24 protein-coding genes are annotated in these 23,768 nt (G+C 64.6%); 12 read left to right on the forward strand and 12 right to left on the reverse strand.

What is annotated here, in order from left to right:
• The first annotated feature begins 15 nt into the window (after positions 1–15).
• The 5 genes from infB (at position 16) to ACDC67_RS05955 (ending at position 6,661) form a co-directional block, all read left to right on the forward strand.
• Complete coding sequence (gene infB, locus ACDC67_RS05935) at positions 16–2,589, forward strand: translation initiation factor IF-2 (RefSeq protein ID WP_376691431.1); 2,574 nt, start codon at positions 16–18, stop codon at positions 2,587–2,589.
• A complete protein-coding gene (gene rbfA, locus ACDC67_RS05940) occupies positions 2,589–2,939 on the forward strand; it encodes a 30S ribosome-binding factor RbfA (protein WP_376691433.1) in 351 nt (116 codons plus the stop codon). The genes infB and rbfA overlap by 1 nt, the downstream gene beginning before the upstream one ends.
• A gap of 104 nt (positions 2,940–3,043) precedes the next feature.
• Positions 3,044–3,931 carry a tRNA pseudouridine(55) synthase TruB gene (gene truB, locus ACDC67_RS05945; RefSeq protein WP_376691435.1) on the forward strand — a complete coding sequence of 296 codons (888 nt, stop codon included), beginning with the start codon at positions 3,044–3,046 and terminating at the stop codon, positions 3,929–3,931.
• 10 nt (positions 3,932–3,941) lie between these two features.
• Positions 3,942–5,138, forward strand: a complete 1,197-nt coding sequence (locus tag ACDC67_RS05950) for a BaiN/RdsA family NAD(P)/FAD-dependent oxidoreductase (RefSeq protein ID WP_376691640.1) — start codon at positions 3,942–3,944, stop codon at positions 5,136–5,138.
• A 95-nt stretch (positions 5,139–5,233) separates the two neighbouring features.
• Entirely contained in the window at positions 5,234–6,661 is a 1,428-nt protein-coding gene (locus ACDC67_RS05955) for a hypothetical protein (protein WP_376691437.1), read from the forward strand.
• A 16-nt stretch (positions 6,662–6,677) separates the two neighbouring features.
• Here ACDC67_RS05955 and ACDC67_RS05960 read toward each other — a convergent pair whose 3' ends face one another.
• On the reverse strand, positions 6,678–7,505 hold the full coding sequence (locus ACDC67_RS05960; RefSeq protein WP_376691439.1) for an inositol monophosphatase family protein: 828 nt from the start codon (positions 7,503–7,505) through the stop codon (positions 6,678–6,680).
• Between the two features lie 115 nt (positions 7,506–7,620).
• On the opposite strand from ACDC67_RS05960, the gene ACDC67_RS05965 reads away from it, so the two are divergent.
• Positions 7,621–8,385, forward strand: a complete 765-nt coding sequence (locus ACDC67_RS05965) for an RNA methyltransferase (RefSeq protein ID WP_376691441.1) — start codon at positions 7,621–7,623, stop codon at positions 8,383–8,385.
• Complete coding sequence (locus tag ACDC67_RS05970) at positions 8,357–8,737, forward strand: MGMT family protein (RefSeq protein ID WP_376691443.1); 381 nt, start codon at positions 8,357–8,359, stop codon at positions 8,735–8,737. The genes ACDC67_RS05965 and ACDC67_RS05970 overlap by 29 nt, the downstream gene beginning before the upstream one ends.
• A 36-nt stretch (positions 8,738–8,773) precedes the next feature.
• Here the strand turns inward: ACDC67_RS05970 and ACDC67_RS05975 are convergent, their stop codons facing one another.
• The gene (locus tag ACDC67_RS05975) at positions 8,774–9,529 is read right to left on the reverse strand and encodes a M90 family metallopeptidase (RefSeq protein ID WP_376691444.1); all 756 of its coding nucleotides are present in this window, start codon (positions 9,527–9,529) and stop codon (positions 8,774–8,776) included.
• 372 nt (positions 9,530–9,901) lie between these two features.
• On the opposite strand from ACDC67_RS05975, the gene dapE reads away from it, so the two are divergent.
• The 5 genes from dapE to truD all read left to right on the forward strand — a co-directional run bounded on the left by dapE (position 9,902) and on the right by truD (position 13,825).
• Positions 9,902–11,086, forward strand: a complete 1,185-nt coding sequence (dapE, locus tag ACDC67_RS05980) for a succinyl-diaminopimelate desuccinylase (protein ID WP_376691641.1) — start codon at positions 9,902–9,904, stop codon at positions 11,084–11,086.
• Complete coding sequence (locus ACDC67_RS05985) at positions 11,071–11,355, forward strand: septum formation initiator family protein (protein WP_376691446.1); 285 nt, start codon at positions 11,071–11,073, stop codon at positions 11,353–11,355. Before dapE ends, ACDC67_RS05985 begins: the two co-directional genes overlap by 16 nt.
• Before the next feature lie 13 nt (positions 11,356–11,368).
• A complete protein-coding gene (locus ACDC67_RS05990) occupies positions 11,369–12,244 on the forward strand; it encodes a winged helix-turn-helix domain-containing protein (protein ID WP_376691448.1) in 876 nt (291 codons plus the stop codon).
• A 127-nt stretch (positions 12,245–12,371) separates the two neighbouring features.
• The gene (locus tag ACDC67_RS05995; RefSeq protein ID WP_376691449.1) at positions 12,372–12,800 is read left to right on the forward strand and encodes a hypothetical protein; all 429 of its coding nucleotides are present in this window, start codon (positions 12,372–12,374) and stop codon (positions 12,798–12,800) included.
• Positions 12,797–13,825 carry a tRNA pseudouridine(13) synthase TruD gene (gene truD, locus ACDC67_RS06000; RefSeq protein ID WP_376691451.1) on the forward strand — a complete coding sequence of 343 codons (1,029 nt, stop codon included), beginning with the start codon at positions 12,797–12,799 and terminating at the stop codon, positions 13,823–13,825. Before ACDC67_RS05995 ends, truD begins: the two co-directional genes overlap by 4 nt.
• A 106-nt stretch (positions 13,826–13,931) precedes the next feature.
• Here the strand turns inward: truD and ACDC67_RS06005 are convergent, their stop codons facing one another.
• From ACDC67_RS06005 to hppD, 10 genes are all read right to left on the reverse strand, one after another.
• Entirely contained in the window at positions 13,932–14,336 is a 405-nt protein-coding gene (locus tag ACDC67_RS06005; protein ID WP_376691452.1) for an FHA domain-containing protein, read from the reverse strand.
• Positions 14,337–14,633: 297 nt separating this feature from the next.
• A complete protein-coding gene (locus ACDC67_RS06010) occupies positions 14,634–15,884 on the reverse strand; it encodes a cystathionine gamma-synthase (RefSeq protein ID WP_376691454.1) in 1,251 nt (416 codons plus the stop codon).
• A 13-nt stretch (positions 15,885–15,897) separates the two neighbouring features.
• Positions 15,898–17,271 (reverse strand): pyridoxal-phosphate dependent enzyme, encoded by a 1,374-nt coding sequence (locus ACDC67_RS06015; protein WP_376691456.1) that lies wholly within the window; start codon positions 17,269–17,271, stop codon positions 15,898–15,900.
• Between the two features lie 145 nt (positions 17,272–17,416).
• Positions 17,417–17,635 (reverse strand): YdcH family protein, encoded by a 219-nt coding sequence (locus ACDC67_RS06020; protein WP_376691457.1) that lies wholly within the window; start codon positions 17,633–17,635, stop codon positions 17,417–17,419.
• A gap of 243 nt (positions 17,636–17,878) precedes the next feature.
• Positions 17,879–18,877 (reverse strand): OmpA family protein, encoded by a 999-nt coding sequence (locus tag ACDC67_RS06025; RefSeq protein WP_376691459.1) that lies wholly within the window; start codon positions 18,875–18,877, stop codon positions 17,879–17,881.
• Entirely contained in the window at positions 18,874–19,269 is a 396-nt protein-coding gene (locus ACDC67_RS06030; RefSeq protein ID WP_376691461.1) for a DUF4398 domain-containing protein, read from the reverse strand. The genes ACDC67_RS06025 and ACDC67_RS06030 overlap by 4 nt, the downstream gene beginning before the upstream one ends.
• 30 nt (positions 19,270–19,299) lie before the next feature.
• Entirely contained in the window at positions 19,300–19,941 is a 642-nt protein-coding gene (gene maiA, locus ACDC67_RS06035; RefSeq protein WP_376691462.1) for a maleylacetoacetate isomerase, read from the reverse strand.
• Positions 19,942–20,187: 246 nt separating this feature from the next.
• Entirely contained in the window at positions 20,188–21,174 is a 987-nt protein-coding gene (locus ACDC67_RS06040) for a fumarylacetoacetate hydrolase family protein (protein ID WP_376691464.1), read from the reverse strand.
• A gap of 263 nt (positions 21,175–21,437) precedes the next feature.
• Complete coding sequence (locus ACDC67_RS06045) at positions 21,438–22,565, reverse strand: homogentisate 1,2-dioxygenase (protein WP_376691466.1); 1,128 nt, start codon at positions 22,563–22,565, stop codon at positions 21,438–21,440.
• A gap of 119 nt (positions 22,566–22,684) precedes the next feature.
• Positions 22,685–23,731 carry a 4-hydroxyphenylpyruvate dioxygenase gene (hppD, locus tag ACDC67_RS06050; protein ID WP_376691468.1) on the reverse strand — a complete coding sequence of 349 codons (1,047 nt, stop codon included), beginning with the start codon at positions 23,729–23,731 and terminating at the stop codon, positions 22,685–22,687.
• Positions 23,732–23,768 lie beyond the last annotated feature (37 nt).

Consider the following 23,768-nt stretch of genomic DNA (forward strand, 5'->3'; position numbering starts at 1 on the left):
GTACAAGGAATATACATGTCTCAGGTCACTGTTACACAACTCGCTGACGTATTGGGCGTTGACGTCAAGCGCCTGATCATCCAGCTCAACGAGGCCGGTATCGAGGTCAGCGACCCCGATGCCGCGGTGACCAATGAGGACAAGATCAAGCTGCTCACCTACCTCCGCTCGAGCCACGGCAAGGGTGAAACCGACGACAGCACGCAGCCGCGCAAGGTCACGCTGACCCGCAAGAGCGTCAGCGAACTGAAGGTGCCCACCGGCGGTGCCGGCCGGACGCGTTCGCGCGGTGCCGTGCCTTCGCGCACGGTGAACGTGGAAGTGCGCAAGCGCCGCACCTACGTCAAGCGCGGCGAGATCGCCGAACAGGATCAAACCGATCCCGAACGCGAAGCAGCCGCCAAGGCCCTCGAAGAGGCCAAGCGTCAGCGCGAGGAAGCCGAGCAGGCCGAGCGCGAAGAAGCCGAGCGGCGCCAGCGCGAAGCCGAGGAGCAGGCGCGCCAGGAAGAGGAAGCGCGCAAGAAGACCGAAGCCGAGGAAGCCGAACGGCTCAAGGAAGAGGCGCGTCTGCGCGCCGAGGCCGAGTCGCTCAAGAAGGTCGAGGAAAAGGTCGCCCGCCAGGCCGCGCAGAAAGAAGCCGAGCGCAAGGCTTCCAAGGGCAAGGCCGATGCCAGCACGCGCTACGGCCGCGAGGAGCTTCACATTGCGCCGAAGTCCAAGCGCCGCAAGCCCAAGCGCAAGGGCGGCGCCCGCGCCGCTCGCGTGGCCAGCAGCGCCAGCGGCGAGCACGGTTTCCAGCGCCCGACCGCGCCGGTCAAGCGCGAGATCGAGGTGCCCGACACGATTACCGTCGGCGAGCTGGCCAAGTCGATGGCCGTCAAGGCCGGCGAGCTGATCAAGGTGCTGATGAACATGGGCACCATGGTCACCATCAACCAGCCGCTGGACCAGGACACCGCCATTCTCGTGGTCGAGGAGATGGGTCACACGGCCAAGCCGGCCGAGGACAAGGATATCGAGCAGGAGCTGGTCGCCGAAGAAGAGCAAGCGGGCGACGAATCCGAGATGGTTTCACGTCCGCCGGTGGTAACCGTCATGGGTCATGTCGACCACGGCAAGACCTCCCTGCTCGACTACATTCGCCGCGCCAAGGTGGCGTCCGGCGAGGAAGGCGGTATTACCCAGCACATCGGCGCCTACCATGTCGAAACCGACAACGGCGTGGTTACCTTCCTGGATACGCCCGGCCACGCGGCGTTTACCTCCATGCGTGCCCGCGGTGCCCAGGCCACCGATATCGTCATCCTGGTCGTGGCCGCCGATGACGGCGTGATGCCCCAGACGAAGGAAGCCATTCAGCATGCCCGCGCCGCCGGGGTGCCGCTGATCGTGGCCGTCAACAAGATGGACAAGCCCGAGGCCGACCCCGACCGCGTCAAGTCGGAGCTGGCGGCCGAGGAAGTCGTTGCCGAAGACTGGGGCGGGGAGGAGATCTTCGTGCCCGTCTCGGCGATCTCCGGCGACGGTATCGACCGCCTGCTCGAGTCCATCCTGCTGCAGTCGGAAGTGCTCGAACTCAAGGCCAATCCGAACAAGCGCTGCCGCGGTGTCGTGGTCGAGTCTTCGCTCGACAAGGGCCGCGGCCCGGTCGCGACCATCCTGGTTCAGGACGGCACGCTGCGTCGCGGCGACACCATCCTGGCGGGCGAAGAATTTGGCCGTGTTCGCGCCATGTTCGACGAAACCGGCAAGGCGATCGACGAAGCCGGGCCCTCGATCCCGGCCGAAGTGCTGGGCTTGTCGGGCGTGCCCAATGCCGGGGACGATGTCCTGGCCGTGGCCGATGAGAAGAAGGCGCGCGAGGCTGCCGAGCAGCGCAAACAGTCCGCGCGCGAAGGTCGACTCGCCGAGAAGCAGGCCGCCAAGCTGCAGAGCCTGTTCGATCAGATGGGCGAGGGCAGCGAGGAACAGCAGAACGTCAACCTGGTCATCAAGGCGGATGTCCAGGGCTCGGTCGAGGCGCTCAAGGACTCCCTGACCCGCCTGTCCAATGACGAGGTCAAGGTCAACGTCATTGCCTCGGGCGTGGGTGGTATCACCGAGTCCGATGCCAGCCTGGCGCAGGCCTCCGGTGCGATCATCATCGGCTTCAACGTGCGCGCCGACGCCTCGGCCCGCAAGATCATCCAGGAAGCCGACCTTGATCTGAACTACTACAGCGTCATCTACAACGCCATCGACGACGTCAAGAAGGCCATCTCCGGCCTGCTGGGTACCGAGACCAAGGAAGAGATCATCGGCCTGGCCGAGGTCAAGGATGTATTCCGCTCGTCCAAGCTGGGCGCGATCGCCGGCTGCCTGGTTGTCGAGGGGGTGGTCAAGCGCGCCAACCCGATCCGCGTGCTGCGCGACAACGTGGTCATCTTCGAAGGTGAACTCGAATCGCTGCGGCGGTTCAAGGACGATGCCAGCGAAGTTCAGGCCGGTACCGAGTGCGGCATCGGCGTCAAGCAGTACAACGACGTCAAGCCGGGCGACCAGATCGAGTGCTTCGAGCGATTCGAAGTGCAGCGTACCCTGGAAGACTAGTGAGTACGCCGCGTTCAGAACGTGTCGCCGGACTCCTGCGGCGCGAGCTGGCAGACATCCTGCATAGCGAGTTCGAGTACGACATTCCGCGCGGGCTGATCAGCCTCACGGACGTCGAGGTCGCGCGCGACCTGTCGCATGCGAAGGTCTACGTGGCCGTGCTCGAGATCGAGCAGGCGCCCGAGATCATCGAATTCCTCAACGAGCACGCCGGCCGGGTTCGCCACGAGCTGGGCAAGCGCATTCGCCTGCGCCTGACGCCCGGCCTGAAGTTTCTGCACGATACTTCATCCGAGACCGGCGATCGCATCGAGAAACTTTTGGCTGCGGCCAAAAGAGGTAAATCGTGAATCGTGAATCGTAAATCGAACGTGCTGTTCCAGGGAACGGTGCTAGGGCACGGTTCCCCTCGATTCACGATTTGCGATTCACCATTTACGAAGCCTTTGAATAGATGAGCACCGACGGCATCCTCCTTCTCGACAAGCCCCGCGGTATCACCTCCAATGCGGCCCTGGGCAGGGTCAAGCGCACCATCGGGATCAAGAAGGCCGGGCATACGGGCACGCTCGATCCGATGGCCTCCGGCCTGCTGGTGCTGTGCTTCGGCCAGGCCACCAAGGTGGCCGGCTTCCTGCTCGATGCCGACAAGGCCTACGAGGCCGAAGTCCGGCTGGGCGTGACGACCGACAGCGAAGATGCCGAGGGCGAGGTGCTCGAACGCAAGCCGGTGCCGGCGCTCGACGACGCGCGGATCGAAGCAGTCCTCGAACGCTTTCGGGGCCCCATCGAGCAGGTCCCGCCCATGCACTCGGCGCTCAAGCACAAGGGGCAGCGGCTCTACGATCTTGCGCGCAAGGGCGAAGTCGTCGAGCGCCCGCCGCGCGCAGTCGAAATACACGAGCTCGAACTGATTGATCGTGACGAGCAAACCTTGCGGCTGAAAGTCACCTGCTCGAAGGGAACCTACATCCGGTCCCTGGCCCGCGACATCGGCGAGGCGCTGGGTTGCGGGGCGCATCTTTCCGGCCTGCGCCGGACGGCCAGCGCACCCTTCGACATTCGCGACTCGGTGGAACTCGAGGCGCTGGAATCATTGACGCGCGAACAGGCGCGCGCACTGCTGGCGCCGCCCGACCACGCCCTGCAGCACCTTCCCGCCGTCGAGCTCGACGAGCAACAGGCCTCGCGGATGGCCCAGGGCCAGCGCCTTGCCGGCCTGCGCGCGTCGCATTCGGGACAGGTGCGCATCTACGGTCCCGCTGCCTTCATGGGCGTGGGCGAAATGGATGGCGCGGGCCATCTCAAGCCCGTTCGGCTGTTCGCTACGGGCGTGATGTAGATTGTCCGAGGTGCCGTCGTCTCGCGCATCGAGTGAATATTCAGACGTGGTGGTCATCGGCGCCGGTGCTGCGGGCCTGATGTGCGCCATCACGGCCGGTCGGCGCGGGCGCAGCGTGCTCGTGGTCGATCATGCCAACAAGGTGGGCAAGAAGATCCTGATGTCCGGCGGCGGGCGCTGCAACTTCACCAACATGTACTCCGGGCCCGAGAACTTTCTTTCGGCCAACCCGCATTTCTGCAAATCCGCGCTCAGCCGCTACACGCCCTGGGAGTTCATCGCCCTGGTCGAGAAACACGAGATTCCCTACCACGAGAAGAAGCTCGGACAGTTGTTCTGCGATCGTTCCTCGAAGGACATCGTGCGCTTGCTGCTGGACGAGTGCGAAGCGGTTGGCGCGCAAGTGCGCACCCACTCGCCGGTCAGCATCGACCAACTCGGCCCGCCGCATCTCCTGACCGGTCCGGGTGGTGGGATTCGATGCGAATCCCTGGTGATTGCCACCGGCGGCTATTCCATTCCCAGAATGGGGGCGACCGGGTTCGGCTTCGACCTGGCGCGGGAACTGGGACTGGAAGTACAGCCGACGCGCGCGGCCCTGGTGCCCTTCGTGTTCGAAGGCCGCAAGCTCGAGCAGATTCACGACCTGGCCGGCGTGTCGATCGATACCTACAGCGAAGCCGGCGGCACGGGCTTCCGAGAGAACATCCTGTTCACCCACCACGGCCTGAGCGGACCGGCCATGCTGCAGACCTCTTCGTACTGGCATCCCGGCGAACCGGTTGCGATCGACCTGCTGCCCGGGATCGACCTGGCTGAACATCTTCGCGAACTGCGTCGTACGCGACCGAAGCTCAACCTCAAGAATGCCCTCGCCGAGCTCCTGCCGCGCCGCGTCTCTGAACGTTGGTGCGAGCTGTGGCTGGCCGACAAGCCCATCGCGGAACTCTCGAATGCCGATATCGAGCAGGTGGAGCGTCACGTCAAGCCCTGGCGCGTGTGGCCATCGGGTACCGAGGGCTACCGCACGGCGGAAGTCACCTTCGGTGGCGTCGACACCGGCGCGTTGTCCTCGAAGACGATGGCGTGTCGGAATCATCCGGGGCTGTACTTCATCGGTGAAGTGGTCGACGTGACGGGCCATCTCGGCGGGCACAATTTCCAGTGGGCCTGGGCGTCCGGACACGCGGCCGGGACGGTCGCCTGAGTTGATTGGTTGACCCGCCCCTGTCCAGGTTTATGAACGTTTCTCGTATAGGAAGTCATCGCCGGTTGATCCGACAAACCAAACGAGAGGCTCCCATGTCACGAACTATCCTCGCAGCCATGCTCCTGTGCGCGGTCCAGGCGGCCAGCGCCGAGTTGATCGATGATTTCTCCGTCGGCCAGGGGCCGTTTACGGTCGGACCGGGAGAAGAAACTTCCGAGGACGACGGGATCCTGGTGACCGCCAGCGTGCTGGGTGGTTTCCGGATCCTCGTCCCGGCGCTGGACGACGAGGCGCCGTCGGGCTCTACCGTGACGGCGGGCGTGGCCGGGGGCGAGTTCACCTGCCAGATCAACCTGCCCGAGGGCGGCTCCGATAGCGGTGGTGGATGCGGAAGCGGCTATGATCGCAGTGACGGTCCGCTGTTCGACCTGACCGGCTCGAGTGCATTCGAGATTGATGTCGAGTCGGTCGGTGGCGGCGCTGTAATGCAGGTGTCGGTCACCGGGCCGGACACGAACAACGCGATTGCGTTCGTCGAGTCACCGACCCCGGGGGAGCTCGTCATTCCATTCGACCAGTTCATTTCAATGACGCCGACGCCGCTGGAATGGGATCGGGTCGACAACATCCTCATCACGATTGGGAGCATCAACGGCGCCAGCGGCCATGTCACCCTGAACCGCTTCTCCACCGACGGCCCGATTGCCAATGGTGAAGCCGAGCCGGGTGACGGTCCGGGCGACGAGGTGCCGACGGATGCGCAGCTTCGCGAAGAGGCCTATGGCAACTTCTTCAATCCCGCGCGTTCGGGTGAGGGCATCCAGCTAACCCTGGAGAACGACGGCGAGACTTTCGTTCTGACCTACTACACCTACATCGACGGCGAACAGGTCTGGCTGATCGGCATCGGCTCGTTGTCCGACGGGCGCATCCTCTTCGACGAAATGTCGATCACGCAGGGCGCGGACTACGGCAGCGCCTTCGACCCCGACAACGTCGAATACACCGACTGGGGCTCGATCGAAATGGTGTTCATCGACTGCGACCGAGCGGTTCTCGACATCGAGCCGGTCGTCGATGGCTTCGAACCGTTCGTCGTGGAGATGCAGCGCATCGTGCCCACGCAATGCGGGAACGGCGGCCCGTCGGCGAACAACCGCGCGATCACCGGCAACTGGTACGACCCCGCGCGCAGCGGTGAAGGCTTCCAGCTGGCCTGGGAAGAAGGGCAGTTCGTGCTGACCTACTACACCTACCAGGGCGGCAAGCAGGCCTGGCTGCTCGGGCTCGGCGATCGTTTCGGCGACACCCTGGTCTTCCCCGAAGTCAACATCACCGGGGGCGCGGACTTCGGCGGGCGCTTCCGGCCCGGAGACGTCGACAGCGAGTTTTTCGGCGCCATCGAGGTGACGATCGAGGACTGCAACAACGCCACGATCCAGGTCGAGTCGGCGCTGCCCGGCTTCGAAGACCAGACCCTGGATGTCGAAAAGATCGTGCCGGGCAGTTGCGACGGTTGATCGGAAGCGGGGAGGATTATTCCTCGGCGGCCTTCTTGTTGACCCGCGCCCTGATGCCTTCGGTGACGTGCGGCTCGATCGCCGCGCGCATCGGCGTGATCAGCTTGAAGGGGGCGGCCAGGATATGGCCGGAATGCAACCACTGGTCGCCGCCGGCAACGTCCATGACCACGCCGCCGGCTTCCTGGACGAGCAGGGCCCCGGCGGCGATGTCCCAGGGCTTGAGGTTGAGCTCCCAGTAGCCGTCCAGGCGGCCGCAGGCGACGTAGGCCAGGTCCAGCGAGGCCGTGCCGGCGCGGCGGAAATCCTCCACCTTGTCGAACATGGCGTTGAACATGCCCTGGTAGGCGTCCATCAGGCGTCGCTGGCGAAACGGGAAGGCGGTGGCCACCACGGCCGAAGCCAATTCCTTGCGCCCGGAAACTCGTATGCGCTGGCTGTTGAGGAAGGCGCCCTGGCCGCGGCTGGCGGTAAACAATTCCTCGCGCATCGGATCGTAGACCACGCCGGCCTCGAGGCGGCCCTTGATCTGCAGGGCGATCGAGATGGCGAAGTGCGGAATGCCCCGCAGGTAGTTGCTGGTTCCGTCGATGGGGTCGACGATCCAGACGTGGTCGCTGTCGCCGGTATGACCGCCTTCCTCACCCAGGATCGCGTGATCGCGATGGAGCTTGAGAATGTGCTCGCGGATGACCTGTTCGCAGGCGCGATCCACGTCGCTGACGTAGTCGTGCCGGGCCTTGCGCTCGACTGGAATCCCTTCCAGGCGCGAGCGGTATCGCAGCGCGATATCACCGGCGCGCCGCGCGGCCTCGGAAGCAATATTGAGATAGGGGTTATTCATCGCGGGAGCAACTGAAGTGCCAAACCCGTAAGGATAAAGGATTATCCCAGGTTCTGCCGATTCGAGAAGCCACTTGCTGCATGCGCGATGAAGCTCAGGCGGTAGAATCTGGCCCATGACGAATCCAGCGAGCAACATCCGGGTCGTGCTGGTCGGCACGACGCATCCGGGCAATATCGGCGCGACGGCGCGGGCGATGAAGGTGATGGGGCTCGAGCGCCTCTACCTGGTCTCGCCGTCAAAGTTCCCGTCCGGCGAGGCCACCGCCATGGCGTCCAGCGCCGACGACGTCCTGGCCGATGCCGTGGTGGTCGATGACTTCATGGACGCCATCGCCGGCTGCCCCCTGGTACTGGGCACCACCGCGCGCCTGCGTTCCTTGCCGCAGCCGCTGTTCGACCCGCGCACAGCCGCCGGGAAGGCCGTGGTCGAGGCCGGCAAGCACGAGGTCGCGCTGGTGTTCGGGCGCGAGAAGAGCGGGCTCAACAACGAGGAGGTGCGCCACTGCCACTGGCTGGTCAATATCCCGACGAGCGAGCAGTACTCCTCGCTCAACCTCGCCCAGGCGGTGCAGATACTGGCCTACGAGGTGCACCTGGCCCTGCTCGGTGGCGGGCCGGGCGAGACGCCGCCGCCGGACTGGGAGCCGGTCGAGCCCGAGCGCCTGGAGTTTTTCTTCCAGCGCCTGGAGGAATCCCTGCTGGCCATCCGCTTCCTCAACCCGCGCCAGCCCAAGCGCCTGATGCAGCGCCTGCGGCGTCTGTACCTGCGCGCGAGACCGGACGAGAACGAGCTCAATATCCTCAATGGCATCGTCTCGCACACACTCGGAATCGTTCGAGAGCGTTCGAATGAACGACCAGAAGAAAAAGACGACTGACCCGGTCTCCGATGCCGACCGCTACCAGCGCATCTGGGACGCGGTGGCCGGTATCCCCAGCGGCTGCGTGCTCAACTACGGCGCGGTCGCGCGCCTGGCCGGCCTGCCCGGGCGGGCACGCCTGGTCGGTATGGCGCTCGGCCGCGCGCCGAAGAGAATGGCGCTGCCCTGGCACCGCGTGGTCAATGCGCAGGGGAAGATCTCCTTTCCCGAAGAAAGTGCCAAGGCCGCAGAACAGCGCCGACGGCTGGAAGAGGAGGGCGTCGAGTTCGAGGGCGATGCAATCGACCTGGAACGATTCAGTCCCGAGCGGGCGCTGGATCGGATGCTGTGGGGGCCGGGGGTGGAGTGACTTCGAATTTCGAATTTCCACACTCAGGGCGCCTTCTCAGACGCTCCCACCCCGGTAAAACGCCTGCAAAAGCCTGAAGACTCCGCTTTCGTGACGCTCGAGCCACTGTGGCGCATCGAAGAAGTACTCGCTGGTGACGGCAAAATACTCCGCGGGCGACTCCGCAGCATACGGGTCGATGGCCGGTTCCTCGTCGCGGTCGAGTGAACTGCTGAGCCGTTCGAAGCCTTCGGAAAAGGTGCGCGACCACTCCTGGGCATCCATGCCCGGGTGCAGGGGCGGAAACCCGTCCATGTCGCCGTTGAGCTGGTCGATCTGGTGGGCGAGTTCGTGGACGACCACGTCGAAACCCTGGCCCTGGGCGGAGTCCATCACGTCGGCCATCGACAGCACCACCGGGCCGCGCGCCCAGGCCTCGCCCGCGCGCAGGTCGCGGCCGTGGCTGACCACGCCGGCCTCGTCCTCGTATTCTTCCTCGGCGATGAACTCGTCGGGGTAGAGGATAAAGGTGTGAAAGTCGCCGTAGGCACCGATGCCCAGGTTGAGGATCGGTCGGGCGGCGAGCAAGGCGATGGCGAGGCAGTCGAGGTACTCCGGCTCCATCCCGCCGGCGCCGAGAAAGGTCTTGCCGGCCAGGATCTCGGCGGCGCGGCAACGCAGCCGTTCGGCGCCCTCACCCTTGATCGCCGCCAGGATCGGAAAATGCCCTGCAACAACCGCAACATCCTCGTGCGAAGGCATCGCGGCCTCGACCTTGCGCTGCCAGCGTCGTTGGCGCCATTTATTGAGCATGCGGTAGAAAACTGCGGGAGATTGCGGGGATTATCGGCCATTTTTCGGGCAGTGGCAGGCTCCAATGCAAGAAGTACCAAATCCGAAATCTCAAATCCGAAACAAATTCAAAATCGAAATGTTCAAATGACCAAAATTCCTCCGCCGGGCACTATGCGTGTTCACGGTCCGAACGTGGGGCATACATATGCACCGAATGGCGGTCGAAATAGTGTCGTCTATGCCTGCATTCCGGGCGGGGCAGAGGTCACCTGGGCCAGAACGATGTTGTTTCGATCATTTGAACATTTGAATTTCGAATTTGTTTCGGATTTGAGATTTCGGATTTGGTGCTTCCGATGAATGTCGGTGAATACGGTAAGCTTCACCCCCATGGCGACTGCCTCCTCACAAGCTGAACACGATGCCGTACTGGACCTGGCACGCGAGCTGATCGCGCGCGCGTCGGTCACCCCCGAGGACGCCGGCTGCCAGCCGCTGATCGCGGACCGGCTCGAGCGCGCCGGAATGACGGTCGAGTCGATCGATGTCGAGGAGGTTCGAAACCTGTTCGCGCGCCACGGCGACGGCGCGCCGCACCTGATGCTGGTCGGGCATACCGACGTCGTGCCGCCGGGGCCGGAAGCGAACTGGGCCTCGCCGCCCTTCGAGCCGACAATCCGCGACCGCGCGCTCTACGGCCGGGGTGCGGCGGACATGAAGTCCTCGGTGGCGGCCTTCGTGCTGGCGCTGGAGGCCTTCCTGGCCGAGTATCCGGACCACGCCGGGACGATCTCCCTGCTGCTGACTTCCGACGAGGAAGGTCCGGCTCGCCACGGCGTGCGGGCGGTGGTTCCCAAGCTCGAGAATCGTGGCCTGATGCCCGACGCCTGCCTGGTCGGCGAGCCGTCCAGCCGCGAGCGCCTGGGCGACGTGATCCGGATCGGTCGTCGCGGCTCCATTCAGGGGCGCTTGCATGTCCACGGCATACAGGGCCACACCGCCTACGCCGATCCGCGCGAGAATCCGGTGCACCGGGCCGGTCCCCTGCTGGCCGCGCTGGGTCGGCTCGAATTCGACGACGGCGACGATTACTTTCCGCCGACGCGGCTGCAGATCTCCAATGTTCGCGCCGGAACCGGTGCCGACAACGTCACGCCCGGGGTGCTCGAGGTCTGGTTCAACCTGCGCAACAACCCCAACAGCCGCTCGGACGAACTCGAATCGCAGCTGCGCGAGCTGGTCGAGCGCCACGACCCCGGGCGCTGGGAACTCGAGTGGCGCGTCTCGGGCGAGCCATTCGGGCCGGCAACCGGGCCGTTGCCGGGCGTGGTCGCGGAAGCCTGCCGTGAATTACTCGACATCGACGCACTGGCCGATACGGGTGGCGGCACCTCCGACGGCCGTTTCTTCGGTCCGCGCGGCATTCCCGTGGTGGAGCTCGGCCCGGTCAACGCCACGATTCACCAGGTCGACGAATGTATCGCCGTCGACGATCTGGTCTTGCTGCCCGGACTCTACCGGCGCATCATCGAAGGCATGCTGACTGCCGCGGAGGGCGCATGCGCATCATCCTGATTGCCCTGCTGGTGATCCTGCTGTTCTTCCAGGTTCAGTTGTGGCGCCAGTTCAGCGAAATGCGCAGCCTGCGGGAACTGGTCGAGGATCAGCGGGCCGAGAACGCGGAGCTCGAGAAGCGCAACGAGGCACTTGCCGCCGAGGTCGAGGACCTGCGCGCCGGACTGGATGCGATCGAGGAGCGGGCCCGCTCCGAGCTGGGCCTGATCCGGGAGGGCGAGGCATTCTTTCTGATCGTCGATCCCGAGGACGCCGAGCCCCAGGGCTGATCGCGGCGGCCGAATGCATACCTATCGCTTTGCCAACCTGGTGTTCAGCTTCGACGACGGGCGCTTGCGTCCCGAGCGCGGCGGGCAGGCGGTCAGCCTGCGGCCGCAGGCGGCCCGGCTGCTGCGGCAACTGCTCGACCACGCCGGCGAGGTCGTGCCGCGTGAGCAGCTGCACGACGCTGTCTGGGGCGAGGACGCGGTGGTCGACTTCGAGGCCGGCCTGGCCGCGCTGATGCGCGAGCTTAGGCAGGCCATCCGCTCGGCCGGAGGCCCTGACGGCCTGATCGAAACCGTGCCGCGGCGGGGCTACCGCATCGACGCCGCGCCGATTCGCGCGAGTCGCCGTGGTCCCGGCTGGCTGGTCGGGGTTATCCTCGCCGCCCTGCTGCCGCTGTTCATCGCGGTCGGCTACGGCGTCTGGCTGGCGGCGCAGGAGGATGCCCCACCCGAACGAGCGGGCGACTACAGCCTTGCCATCCTGCCCTTCGAGACTTACGGTGAGAGCGCCGACTTGCCCGAACACGTCGGGCTGCTCATGGCCGATACCCTGCTGGCCGAGCTTCTGACCCGGCCGGTCGCCGGCCTGGAATTGATCGGGCGGACCAGCCTGCGCCCCTATGTCGATCGTGAGGATGTCGTGTCCTCGGTGGCGGCCGATCTCGGTGTCGAGCTTCTGATCGAAGGGGCCGTCACCGGGAACGCCGAGGAAGGCTGGCGGGCGGAGCTGCGACTGCTTTCCGTGCCGCCGGGACGGATCCTGTGGTCGACGACGGTGCGGGGCGAGCCCGGAACGTCGCTCGAAGTGCGCGCCGTGGCCGACGCCATGGCGGCCGATCTGGTCGAAGCCTGGCCGACCCTGTTCGACGACGGGGTGCGGGCCGAGGATTGAGTTCGGCGCTTTGGCCGCTTTCAGGGCAATTTCAGAAGAATTTCAGGCAAGTTCCATGGTGTGGATGCCCGTGCGAGCCCATCCTGACGGTGGATCGATGAACAGGACAAAGCCCAAGGAGGTTGTCATGCAAGCAAGAAAGACGTTATTCGGCCTGGTGTCCGGTCTCGCGATCGGCCTGATGGCGCTGCCGGCCGCGGCCGGTCAGCCGTTCGCCAACCCCGGCGAGGATGCCGGCTCCATCGTCGGCACGCCGGGTCAGCCTGCCCGGGATATCTACCCGGTCAAGATCGTCGCCATCGACGGCGAGCAGATCATTCCGCGCGAGGTTTTCTGGATCGAGCCGGGCAAGTACGTGCTCACGGTCTCGGCCGAGATCACCAATCCCGGCGGCCTGAGTTCGATGCGCGGTCGCCTGCGCGAGGACGACGACATCAATGAAATCGAAGTCGTGGTCGAGGCGGGCAAGACCTATTACATCGGCGCCCACTTCACCGGCAAGGACCGTCGCCGGCCCTACAACACCGTGGTCTATCGCGTCGAGGATCGCAAGTGACCGACGAGAAGGCCTTGCAACCCGGATTCGCCTGGGGCGGGCCGCCCGTCGCCGGGCGAATCCGTGTCGAGCCGGAGGATTTCGTGGTCGAGGAAGACCTCGGGCACGAACCGGATGGCGAGGGCGAGCATCTGTGGTTATGGGTTACCAAGCGCGAGCGCAATACCGTGGATGTGGCCGCCGACCTGGCGCGTGCGGCCGAGGTGCATATCCGCCAGGTGGGTTTCGCCGGCTTGAAGGATCGCAACGCCGTGACTCGCCAGTATTTCTCCATCCACCTGCCCGGCACGGAGTCGCCGGACTGGTCGGCCTGGTCGATCGACGGCGTTACCGTGGAGTCGGCCGAGCGCAGTTCCAGGAAGATCAGGCGCGGGCGGCTGCGCGGCAATCGATTCGAGCTTCTCGTGCGCGACCTGACGGGCGACCTTGCCGCGCTCGAGCAACGACTTGCCGCCGTGCGCGATCACGGGGTGCCGAACGGCTTCGGTGAGCAGCGCTTCGGAGGCAACAATATTGCCCGGGCGCATGCCCTTTTTCGCGGCGAAATGCGGCGCAAGCCCTCGAAGACCAAGCGCGGCTTCTACCTGTCGGCCGCGCGCAGCCTGGTGTTCAACCACGTGCTGGCCGAGCGGATCGCCCGCGGCGACTGGAACCGGCTGATCGACGGCGACCTGGTCATACTCGACGGCAGCCGTTCGTTCTTTGCCGCCGATCCGGGCGATGCCGATCAGCTGCGCCGCTGCGACGAGCAGGACATCCATCCCAGCGGCCCGTTGCCGGGGCAGGGCGATAGCCCGGCCGGGGGCGAAGCCGCCGCGATCGAGAACCGGCAGTTCGAGGCGCATCGCGAGCTGGTCGACGGCCTGGCCAAGTTCGGCATGAAGCAGGAGCGCCGGCCCTTGCGCATGCGCGTGGGCGAGCTCGAGTGGGCCTTCCCCGACGATCAAACCCTGAAGCTGGCGTTTTCACTGGGAACCGGCAGCTACGCCACGTCGGTGTTGCGCGAGCTCATCGACTATCGGTGAGCGGTCAAACCCATGTAACCACCGAAGACACTGAATACACCGAAACGAGAGCATTCTTCGGTGAGTTCGGTGTTTTCGGTGGTTTCATGTTTTCTGTTCGGCGAACTTACGACAGCGGCCAGTAGTAGTAGGCCGTGGCCGCTAAGCCGCCGGCGGCGATGACGCCCAGCGAGATCCACAACCAGGCCCGGCTCTTTTGCGGCCCGGCCTCCTTGAGTACGCTGGGCGGCCTCAGCCCCGGCGCCTGCAGCACGAAGCGGTGTTCGCCCAGGCGGATCTCGTCGCCGGACTTCAGCGGTCGGCGCTGCACCGGCTCACCGTTGACCCAGGCCTTGCCGGCCGGTTCGAGCATCAGGGTCTCGCCGTCGAAGACGATGCGCGCGTGACGCTCCATCAGGCCGTCGAGAGAAATGTCGGCGTCGTCGGCCGAGCCGATCGACGTGTCCTCGTCCTCGAGCGGGAAGTTCTGGCCGGTATGCGGGCCGGAGGCGGCTTTAAGGCGAAATTGCATGGGTGCCTCGGGTTTCGGGATCCGGTGGGTATTCTAGCGCTCCGGGAAGAGCTTCTCGCAAAGGCACGCACGGCCGGCTTCCATTCAAGCGCTTCTTGCCTTCGGCAAGCCGCACTTGAACTACAGCCTGTGCTATGGCGCAAAGGTCGCAATGAAAGGATGAAAAGAAAACAGACGAAAGCAAGTTGCCAGTAGCGAGGTTCTCCGAGGCACTTCCTATCTTCCGTATTGATTCCCTTGGCGACCTTAGCGCCTTTGCGAGAGGCCTGACGAGATCTCTGAAGAGCACGCGCCCGACTAGACGTGGTCGAGCGCGGTCGAGAGGTCTTCGATCAGGTCGTCGACGTCCTCGATGCCGACCGACAGGCGAATCAGGGTGTCGGTGATGCCGAGCTTGTCGCGGTTTTCCTTCGGCACCGAGCCGTGGGTCATGATGGCCGGGTGGTTGACCAGCGATTCCACGCCGCCCAGCGACTCGGCCAGGGCGAACAGGTGGGTGTTTTCCAGGAAGCGCCGGGCGCGGTCGAGGTCGCCGCCGATGTCGAAGCTGACCATGCCGCCGAAGCCGCTCATCTGCTTTTCGGCCAGGGCCTTCTGCGGGTGGCTGTCCAGCCCGGGGTAGATGACCTTCTCGACCTTGGGGTGCTCGTCCAACCACTCGGCGATGCGCCCGGCATTCTCGCAGTGGGCCTTCATGCGCAGCGCCAGGGTCTTGACCCCGCGCATCACCAGGAAGGAATCGAACGGGCCCTGGACGCCGCCGGCGGAGTTCTGGATGAAGTGGATGTCTGCTGCCAGCTTGTCGTCGTTGACGACCAGCGCGCCGCCGACCATGTCGGAATGGCCGTTGAGGTACTTGGTGACCGAGTGCAGCACGATATCGGCGCCGAGCTCGATGGGAAGCTGCAGCATCGGTGTGGCGAAAGTGTTGTCGACGACCAGCATCGCGCCGACTTCGCGGGCGAGCTCGGCCATGGCGGCGATGTCGACCAGCTGCAGCATCGGGTTGGTCGGGGTTTCGACCCAGATGATCTTCGTCCTGTCGGTCAGCGCCGCGCGCGCGGCGTCGACGTCGGCCAGGTCGGCGAAGCTGAATTCCAGCCCCGAGGAGCGACGGCGCACGCGCTCGAACAGCCGCCAGGTGCCGCCGTATAGGTCGTGCATGGCCAGCACATGGTCACCCGGCTCGAGCAGGTGCATGAGCGTATCGACCGCGGCCATGCCCGAGGCGAAGGCAAAGCCGTGGCTGCCGCCCTCGAGGTCGGCGATGCAGGCTTCCCAGGCCTTGCGGGTGGGGTTGTGCGTGCGTGAGTACTCAAAGCCCTGGTGATCGCCCGGGCTTGCCTGCACGTAGGTGGAAGTCTGGTAGATCGGGGTCATGATGGCCCCGTTCGACGGATCCGGCGCCTGGCCGGCGTGGATGACGCGGGTTGCGAGTTTTTTCATGTTCGTTGGCTCGTTGGCTCGTTGGCTCGTTGGTTCTTTGGCTGGTTGGCTGGTTGGCTCGTGCGCCTGGTTCCGGCATCTTTTAACCAGCGAACAAGCCAACCAGCGAACACAATTACCGATCCGCGCGTCGGCGCAGGTAGTTCAGCAGGTCGACGCGCGTGATCAGGCCCATGAATTCCTCGCCGTCGAGGACGATGGCGACCAGGTCGCGGTTGAAGATCGGCAGCAGGTCGTCGATGCTGCCGTCGACCTGCACGGATTCGAGCTTGCTCACCATGGCGCTGGAAACCGGGTCGGCGAAGCGCGCCTCGCTGTCGTAGACGGCCATCAACAGGTCGGACTCGTCGATGATGCCGACGATGCGCTTGCCGTCGACGACCGGCAGCTGCGACACGTCATAGAGCTTCATGCGCTTGTACGCGTTCGACAGCGGCTCGTTCGGGCCCACGGTGATGGCGTCGCGGGTGGCGGCCGGGCGCGCGATCAGGTCGCGCAGGTCGCCGCGCTCGTCGATGTCGAGGAAGCCGTGCTCGCGCATCCAGGTGTCGTTGTACATCTTCGACAAGTACTTGTTGCCGGTGTCGCAGACGAAGGTGAGCACCTTCTTCGGCTCGGTCTGCTCGCGGCAGTACTTGAGCGCGGCGGCCAGCAGGGTGCCGGTCGACGAACCGCCGAACAGTCCTTCCTTCTCGAGCAGCAGCCGTGCGGTCAGGAAGCTTTCCTTGTCGGAGATCGAGTAGGCCTTCTTCACGCGCGAGAAATCGCTGATGCTCGGCAGGAAGTCCTCGCCGATGCCCTCGACCAGCCAGCCGCCGGCGTCGTCGCGGACATGGCCGGTGGCGATGTAGTCGGCCAGGATCGAACCTTCCGGATCGGCCAGCACCAGCTCCAGCTCGGGCGCGGCCTTCGAGAAGTAGCGCGACAGGCCGGTGATCGTGCCGCTCGAGCCGACGCCGATGACCATGGCGTCGAGATCGCCGTCCATCTGTCGGAGGATTTCCGGGCCGGTGTCCTCTTCGTGCGCTTTCGGGTTGTCGGGATTGCCGAACTGGTTGATGAAGTAGCTGTTCTCGGTCTCTTCGGCCAGCTTTTCGGCCAGGTCCTGGTAGTACTCGGGATGGCCCTTGCCGACGTCGGATCGCGTGATGACCACCTCGGCGCCCATGGCCTTGAGGTTGGAAATCTTCTCCCGGCTCATCTTGTCGGGAATGACCAGGACCAGGCGGTAGCCTTTCTGAGCCGCGACCAGGGCCAGGCCCAGGCCGGTGTTTCCGGCGGTGCCCTCGATAATGGTCGCACCGGGTTGCAGGTCACCGCGCTGCTCCGCCGCCTCGATCATCTTCAGGGCGATGCGGTCCTTGATGGAGCCGGCCGGGTTCTGGCTCTCGAGCTTCAGGTAGAGCTCGCAGGGGCCGGTGTCGAGCTTGTTCACGCGCACGACCGGCGTATTGCCGATCAGCTCGAGGGTGTTGTTGAAAACGCTCATCGCGGGGCTCTGGTCGGGTTGGATTGCCAGCCGGCCACGATAGCTCAAATGGAAGGTTCGGAGCAAGGCGTGGCAGCCTCTGGGACGCAAAAGCAAACGCCCGGCAGCGGAGCCGGGCGTCTGTGGAAACGAAAGAACGCGGAACTCAGGCGGCCTGTGCCTGTTCCATCATTCGCGTAAGCTGGTCCTTGGTCTGGAGTTTCTCACGTTTGAGCTGGTTGAGCGCCATATCTTCCATCGGTGCGGTGCCGTTCTCGGCGGCGATGACCCGTTTCTCGAGTTGCTGATGGTGGTTGTAAAGGCGACGGAAGTCATCGTTGCTCTTGAGCAGGATTTCCATCTGATCCTTCTGTTTCTCGAACATGGGCAGGCTCCTTTTGGGTTGGGTCCATGAATACGCGCGGGTGTTCGGCCCGCGCATAGAACAACGGGCCGCACTTGGGCGGCCCGTGTGTACTCGGGGTGGAATTGCGGCCCTGCGGGACGCGCTGGTCAGCGTCGTGCCTGCATCGGCCAAGTGCTGCGAGCGAAGCGCTCGAGAATTCAACCATCACACCTACTTTATAGCGCCGACCCCTTCGCACTTCAAGAGTCGGCGGGAAAACGATCAGTCGTTGAGCAGAATCACGTCGACGCGGCGGTTCTTGCGCCTTCCGTCGGCCGAGTCGTTGCTGGCAATCGGGAAGTCCTCGCCCATGCCCAGGGCCTGGATTCGGTCGACGTCGATACCCTGCTCGACGAGCGCGTCACGCACCGACTCGGCTCGCAGTCGCGAAATGCGCATGTTGGCGCTTGAGGAGCCGGTCGAGTCCGTATGCCCTTCGATTCGAATCTGCTTGTCGGGTTCGCCCTCGACGAGCCTGACGACGTCGTCGAGCTGGTCGCGGGCTTCAGGCTCCAGGGAAGTGTCGCCGCTTTCGAACAGAACGTCGCCGAGCGTGACGACTACGCCGCGGTCGGTTTCGCGCAACTCCAGGTACTCCAGTCGGCGTCGCATCGACTCGGCGGCTTCCGTGGCCAGGTCGGCTTCGCGGCGCGCCAGCTCGATCTCGCTGGCCTGCGCCTCGGCCAGGCGTCGCGCTGCCTGGGCTTCTTCGCGCGCGTCGGCCTCGCGCCTGGCGGCCTCCTCGCGCAGTTCCTCGGCCGTCATCGCCTCCATGCGGGTCCGGTCGGCCTCTTCGCGCGCGGCCTCGCTCTGCAACATGGCCCGCTCGGCCTCGCGGCGGGCCTGTTGAACTTCCAGGCGACTGGCTCGCAGCAACAGCCGGGTGCGCTCGGCCTCGACCTCGTCGATCTGTTCACGGGCCTGGGCGCGAAAAGCCTCCGCCCGGGCGATCTCGATGCGCTTGGCTGCCAGGTTGATGCGATGCGACAGCTCGGATTCGGACAGGCCTTCGGCGCCGGCGGCGCGAACCGCGCGCTCGGCGTCGGACAGGGCCAGCGGCACGCGGTCGGACAGCTCGGTGTTGGCGCGGAATTCTTCCAGGTCGCTTTGAAGGTTGCGCAGGGCGGCGTTGTCGCGCGGCTGCTGGACGGCACAGCCGGTCAGTGCTGCGAGCAGAACCACCCAGCCGATGTTGCGGGTCAGTCGTTGTATCGCCTTCATCGCTCGATCGCCTCCTCGCCGAAGATCTCGACCAGGTCGGCGCGAATCTGATCGAGATCCTCCTGCTTGCGCTGCAGGTCCGCCCGCGCCAGCGCGGCGCGCGTGCGGGCCACGGCCAGCTGGGCCTCGATCTCGGCCTGGTCGGCCAGGCGGCGCGCATCGTCGGGGCGCTCGTTCTCGAGTGCCTGTCTGGCGCTGGCCAGGCGTTCGTTGGCGTAGCGCAGCTCGATCGGCGCGTACTCCTCGGCCTGGGCGGATTCGGCCTGTTCGATGGCGTTGCGGGCGTTGTCGAGGATCGACGGGTCGGGCGGCGTCGTCGCGCAGGCGGAGAGCAGTGCCAGCAGCGCGGCGCCGGCGATCAGGCGAGTCCTGGTGCTTGTCGGGTCGGTCACGGGCATCCTGTTGTCGGGTAGGGACGCGCGTCAGTCCGCGTCCGGCTGGTTTTCCGGGGCGGCCTCGCGAACGGGCTCCAGAACCCGGAGCGCGTCGCAAATGCCGCGAATACGTTCGAACGGCTCGATTTCGCAATCGAACCTCTCGGCATTATAGACCTGTGGTAACAGACAGCAATCGGCGAGCGTCGGTTCATCGCCATGGCAGAAGTGACCGGTTTCCGGGCTGTCGAGCATCCGCTCGACCGCCGCCAGGCCGGCTTCCGCCCAGTGCCGGTACCAGGCCAGCTTGGCCTTGTCGTCGAGGCCGGCGGTGCCGGTGAGGTACTTGAGCACCCGCAGGTTGTTGAGCGGGTGAATCTCGCAGGCGATGGCCTGCGAGATGGCGCGCACGCGGGCACGTTCCACAGGGTCGGTTGGCAGCAAGGCCGGCTCGGAATGACGTTCTTCGAGGTACTCGAGCATGGCCATTGACTGGGTGATGACGGTCTCGCCGTCGACCAGCGTCGGCACAAGCTGCTGGGGATTGAGCGCGGTGTAGTCCTCGGCGTACTGCTCGCCCCCGTCGCGCACCAGGTGCACCGGCCGGATCTCGTAATCCAGCCCCTTGAGGTTGAGCGCCACGCGCACCCGGTAGCTGGTGGAGGAGCGCCAATACGAATATAGGATCATCTTTCGGGGTTGGGGCATTCTGTTCGCTCTCGGGCTCTTGGGGATTTGGGAATTAGGTTTCAGGTTTCAGGTTTCAGGTTTCAGGCGGCAACTGCCGACATTGCGGGGCGGCTTCGCCGCGATTCGCCTGTGCCAAACAGACAGCGTGCTGATTCTCGGGTGGCAATACCGGATCGCGGCGAAGCCGCCCACCATTGCGCCCCGGTCATGACCTGAAACCTGAACCCTGAAACCTGAAACCTTCCTTCATCTTTCGTACTGAACCACCTTCTGCTCGATAGCCCCGAAGATGGACTCGCCTTCACGCGTCTTCATCTCGATGCGAACCACGTCGCCGAACTGCATGAAGGGTGTTTTGGCCTCGCCGTCGGCGATGATCTCGAGCATGCGTTTCTCGGCCAGGCAGGAGGCGCCGCGGCTGGTGTCCTGGTTGGCGATGGTGCCCGAGCCGACGAGCGAACCGGCTGCCAGCGGGCGGGACTTGGCGGCGTGGGCCACGAGTTCGGCAAAGGAGAACTGCATGTCCTCGCCGGCTTCGGGTTCGCCGAACAGGTCGCCGTTGTAGTGAGTCAGGAGCGGCAGGTGCAGCTTGGTGTCCTGCCAGGCGTCGCCCAGTTCGTCCGGCGTGACGACCACCGGGGCCAGCGCCGAGCGCGGCTTGGACTGCAGAAAGCCGAAACCCTTGGCCAGTTCACCCGGGATCAGGCCGCGCAGCGACACGTCGTTGAGAATCGTGACCAGCTGAATGTGGTCGGCGCACTCATCGGGCGAGGCGCCCATCGGTACATCGTCGGTGATCACGCCGATCTCGGATTCGAAGTCGATGCCCCACTCGGTCGACGCCATGGCGATGGGGTCATAGGGGGCGAGGAAGCCGTCGGACACGGCCTGGTACATCAGCGGGTCGGTAAAGAAGCTCTCCGGCACCTCGGCGCCGCGCGCCTTTCGCACGCGTTCGACGTGCGGCAGGTAGGCCGAGCCATCGACAAACTGGTAACAGCGCTGCAGGGGCGAGGCGAGTTCCTGGACGTCCAGGTCGAAGCTGCCCTCGGCCTTGCCGTCCATCAGGTCTTCGAACAGGCTGGCCAGGCGCGGCGCCGCCGCATCCCAGTCGTCTAGGGCGGCCTGGAGCGTCGGGGCAATGTCGGTGGCGGCGACCGCGCGGGTCAGGTCGCGGTTGACGACGACCAGCGTCCCGTCGCGTCCGCCTTGTTTCAGGGTTGCTAGTTTCATGGTTTTATCACTTTCGATGATTTGGGTTTTGCGTTCAGGGTAACGGCTTCGGATGGTAAAAAAGGTTTCAGGGTTCAGGTTTCAGGTTTCAGGTCGGCGACCGCAAGGCAATGGTGGGCGGCTTCGCCGCGACACGATATTGCGACCCGACAGTTCAGCACACTGACTGTTTGGCACAAGCCAATCGCGGCGAAGCCGCCCCGCAATTTCGGCGGTTGCCGCCTGAAACCTGAACCCTGAAACCTGAAACCTAAAAGAGAACGTCAGTTTTTCGGCTTCCAGCTATCCACATACCCCGTCCACTCGATCTTCTGTGCCTCGTCGGTGACATCGAGCGCATCGCGCGTGTCGAGCATGACGGCCACTTCCTCGGTCTTGTCGGTCTTGGGCGTGAAGGCGTTGTTCATCGCCTTCGGATGCGGGCCGTGGGTGAAGCCACAGGGATGGTGGGTCATCATGCCGGGGTGGATGTTGTCGCGCGAGAAGAAGTTGCCGGCGTGGTAGAACAGCACTTCGTCGTAGTCGTCGTTGTTGTGGAAGAACGGTACCTTCAGCGCGTCGTCGCTGGATTCGAACGGGCGCGGCGTGAAGGTGCAGATGACGAAGCGGTGCGCCACGAAGGTGGTGTGCGCCGACGGCGGCAGGTGGTAGCGGTGGCTCATCAGCGGCCGGATGTCGCGCCAGTTGATGCGCACCGGCATCAGGTCGCCTTTCCAGCCCACCGCGTCGAGCGGGTTGAACGGATAGGTGATGGTCGAGATCCGCTGGCGGCGCTTGACCTGCACTTTCCACTCGTCCTCGCCCTGCTGGGCGCGGAATGCCTCGTCGATCTCGGGCGTGTCGAGCATGGCCGGGTCGAAGATGGCGTGCGGGCCGACCATTCCTTTTTCGGGCAGCATGTAGCTGGAGTTGGTCGCCTCGATCAGCAGCATCTCGACGGGTGAGTCGGACTCGATGCGCCACATGGTGCCGCGCGGCAGCATGATGTAGTCGCCGTCGCGGAAGCTCAGGTGACCGAAGTCGCAGAACAGCTCACCGGCGCCGTCGTGGATGAACAGCAGTTCGTCACCGTCACCGTTGCGTACCAGGTGATCCATCCTGCCGTCCGAGTGCCAGCAGCGGAACTTGCAGTGGGCATTGCTCAGCAACTCCGCGGCCTGCCACGGCGAGCCGACCTGGTCTTCGAGCTTCGTGGTGTCGAAGGCGCGCGGCTGCAGCGGCCCCTCGAAGTCGCTCCAGCCGGTGGGCATGTGCGCGTGGTAGAAGTGCGTGGCCGGGCCGAAGAACCCTTCCTTGCCCATCTCGCGCTCGTAGGTGCCTTCGGGCAGGTTGGTATGCGCCTGCCGACTCGCCTTGCCCTCGACTTTCGAATGACTGATCCATTTCTTCATACTTGCCTCCGATCGGCTGTCTTGATGCTTCCTCGTCGAAGACTCCAGGTCCGGGCCAGGCTCCGGGAGCCGGCGAGGCCCGCCCCTGAAACCTGAACCCTGAACCCTGAAACCTTTTCCTAAAGAACTCCGCGCTTTTCCTGGTCGCGTTCGATCGCTTCGAACAGGGCCGTGAAGTTGCCCTCGCCAAAGCCTTCGTTGCCCTTGCGCTGGATGATCTCGAAGAAGATCGGACCGATATTGGTCTTGGTGAAGATCTGCAGAAGCTGCTTGTCCGGGTCGTTGGGATCGGCGTCGATCAGGATCTTGTTCTTGCGCATGCGCTCGACGTCTTCGCCGTGATTGGGAATGCGCTCGTCGATGACGTCGTAGTAGGTCTCCGGGGTGTCGAGAAACTCGACGCCCTTCTCGCGCAGCGACTCGACGGTTTCGTAGATGCTGTCGGTGTAGAGCGCGATGTGCTGAACGCCTTCACCCTTGTACTCGTCGAGGTACTCGTTGATCTGGCTCTTGGGGTCTTCCGACTCGTTGATCGGAATGGCAATCTTGCCGTTCGGGGCGTTCATGGCCTTGGACTTCAGGCCGGTGGCCTTGCCCTTGATGTCAAAGTACTTGACCTGGAAGAAACCGAACAGGTCTTCGTAGAAATCCGACCACTGCTTCATGTTGCCGTTGTAGACATTGTGGGTGAGGTGGTCGATGAAGGTCATGTCCACCCCTTTCGGGTGACGGTCCACCGCCGGGTCGAAATCGAAATGCTTGTCGAGGTCTTCCTCGCCGCCGGTCAGGTACAGCACCGAACCGCCGATGCCCTCGATGCAGGGGGTTTCAATGGGCAGCGTGTCGGCCTTGTTCTCCACATCCTTGGCGCCCTTGGCGCGAACGGCTTCGTAGGCGGCCTCGGGGTCGGACACGCGCATGGCGAAGCCGGTGCAGCAGGGACCGTGGGCGGCCGCGAAATCGCTGGCAAAGGAGTCGGTCGATTCATTGACCAGGAAGCTGATGCCGCCCTGACGGTACAGGGTGACCGGCTGCGACTTGTGGCGCGCCACGGCGGTGAAACCGAGCTGCTGGAACAGGTCGTGCAGCAGGGCAGGCTCCGGCGCAGCGTATTCGATGAACTCGAACTGCTCGACACCGAGTGGATTGGGATGTAACTGGCTCATGATTCGGTCTCCTTTCAGACTTGCAAACGAAAAGGCT

Source organism: Wenzhouxiangella indolica (assembly GCF_042310355.1).
Lineage (GTDB): Bacteria > Pseudomonadota > Gammaproteobacteria > Xanthomonadales > Wenzhouxiangellaceae > Wenzhouxiangella.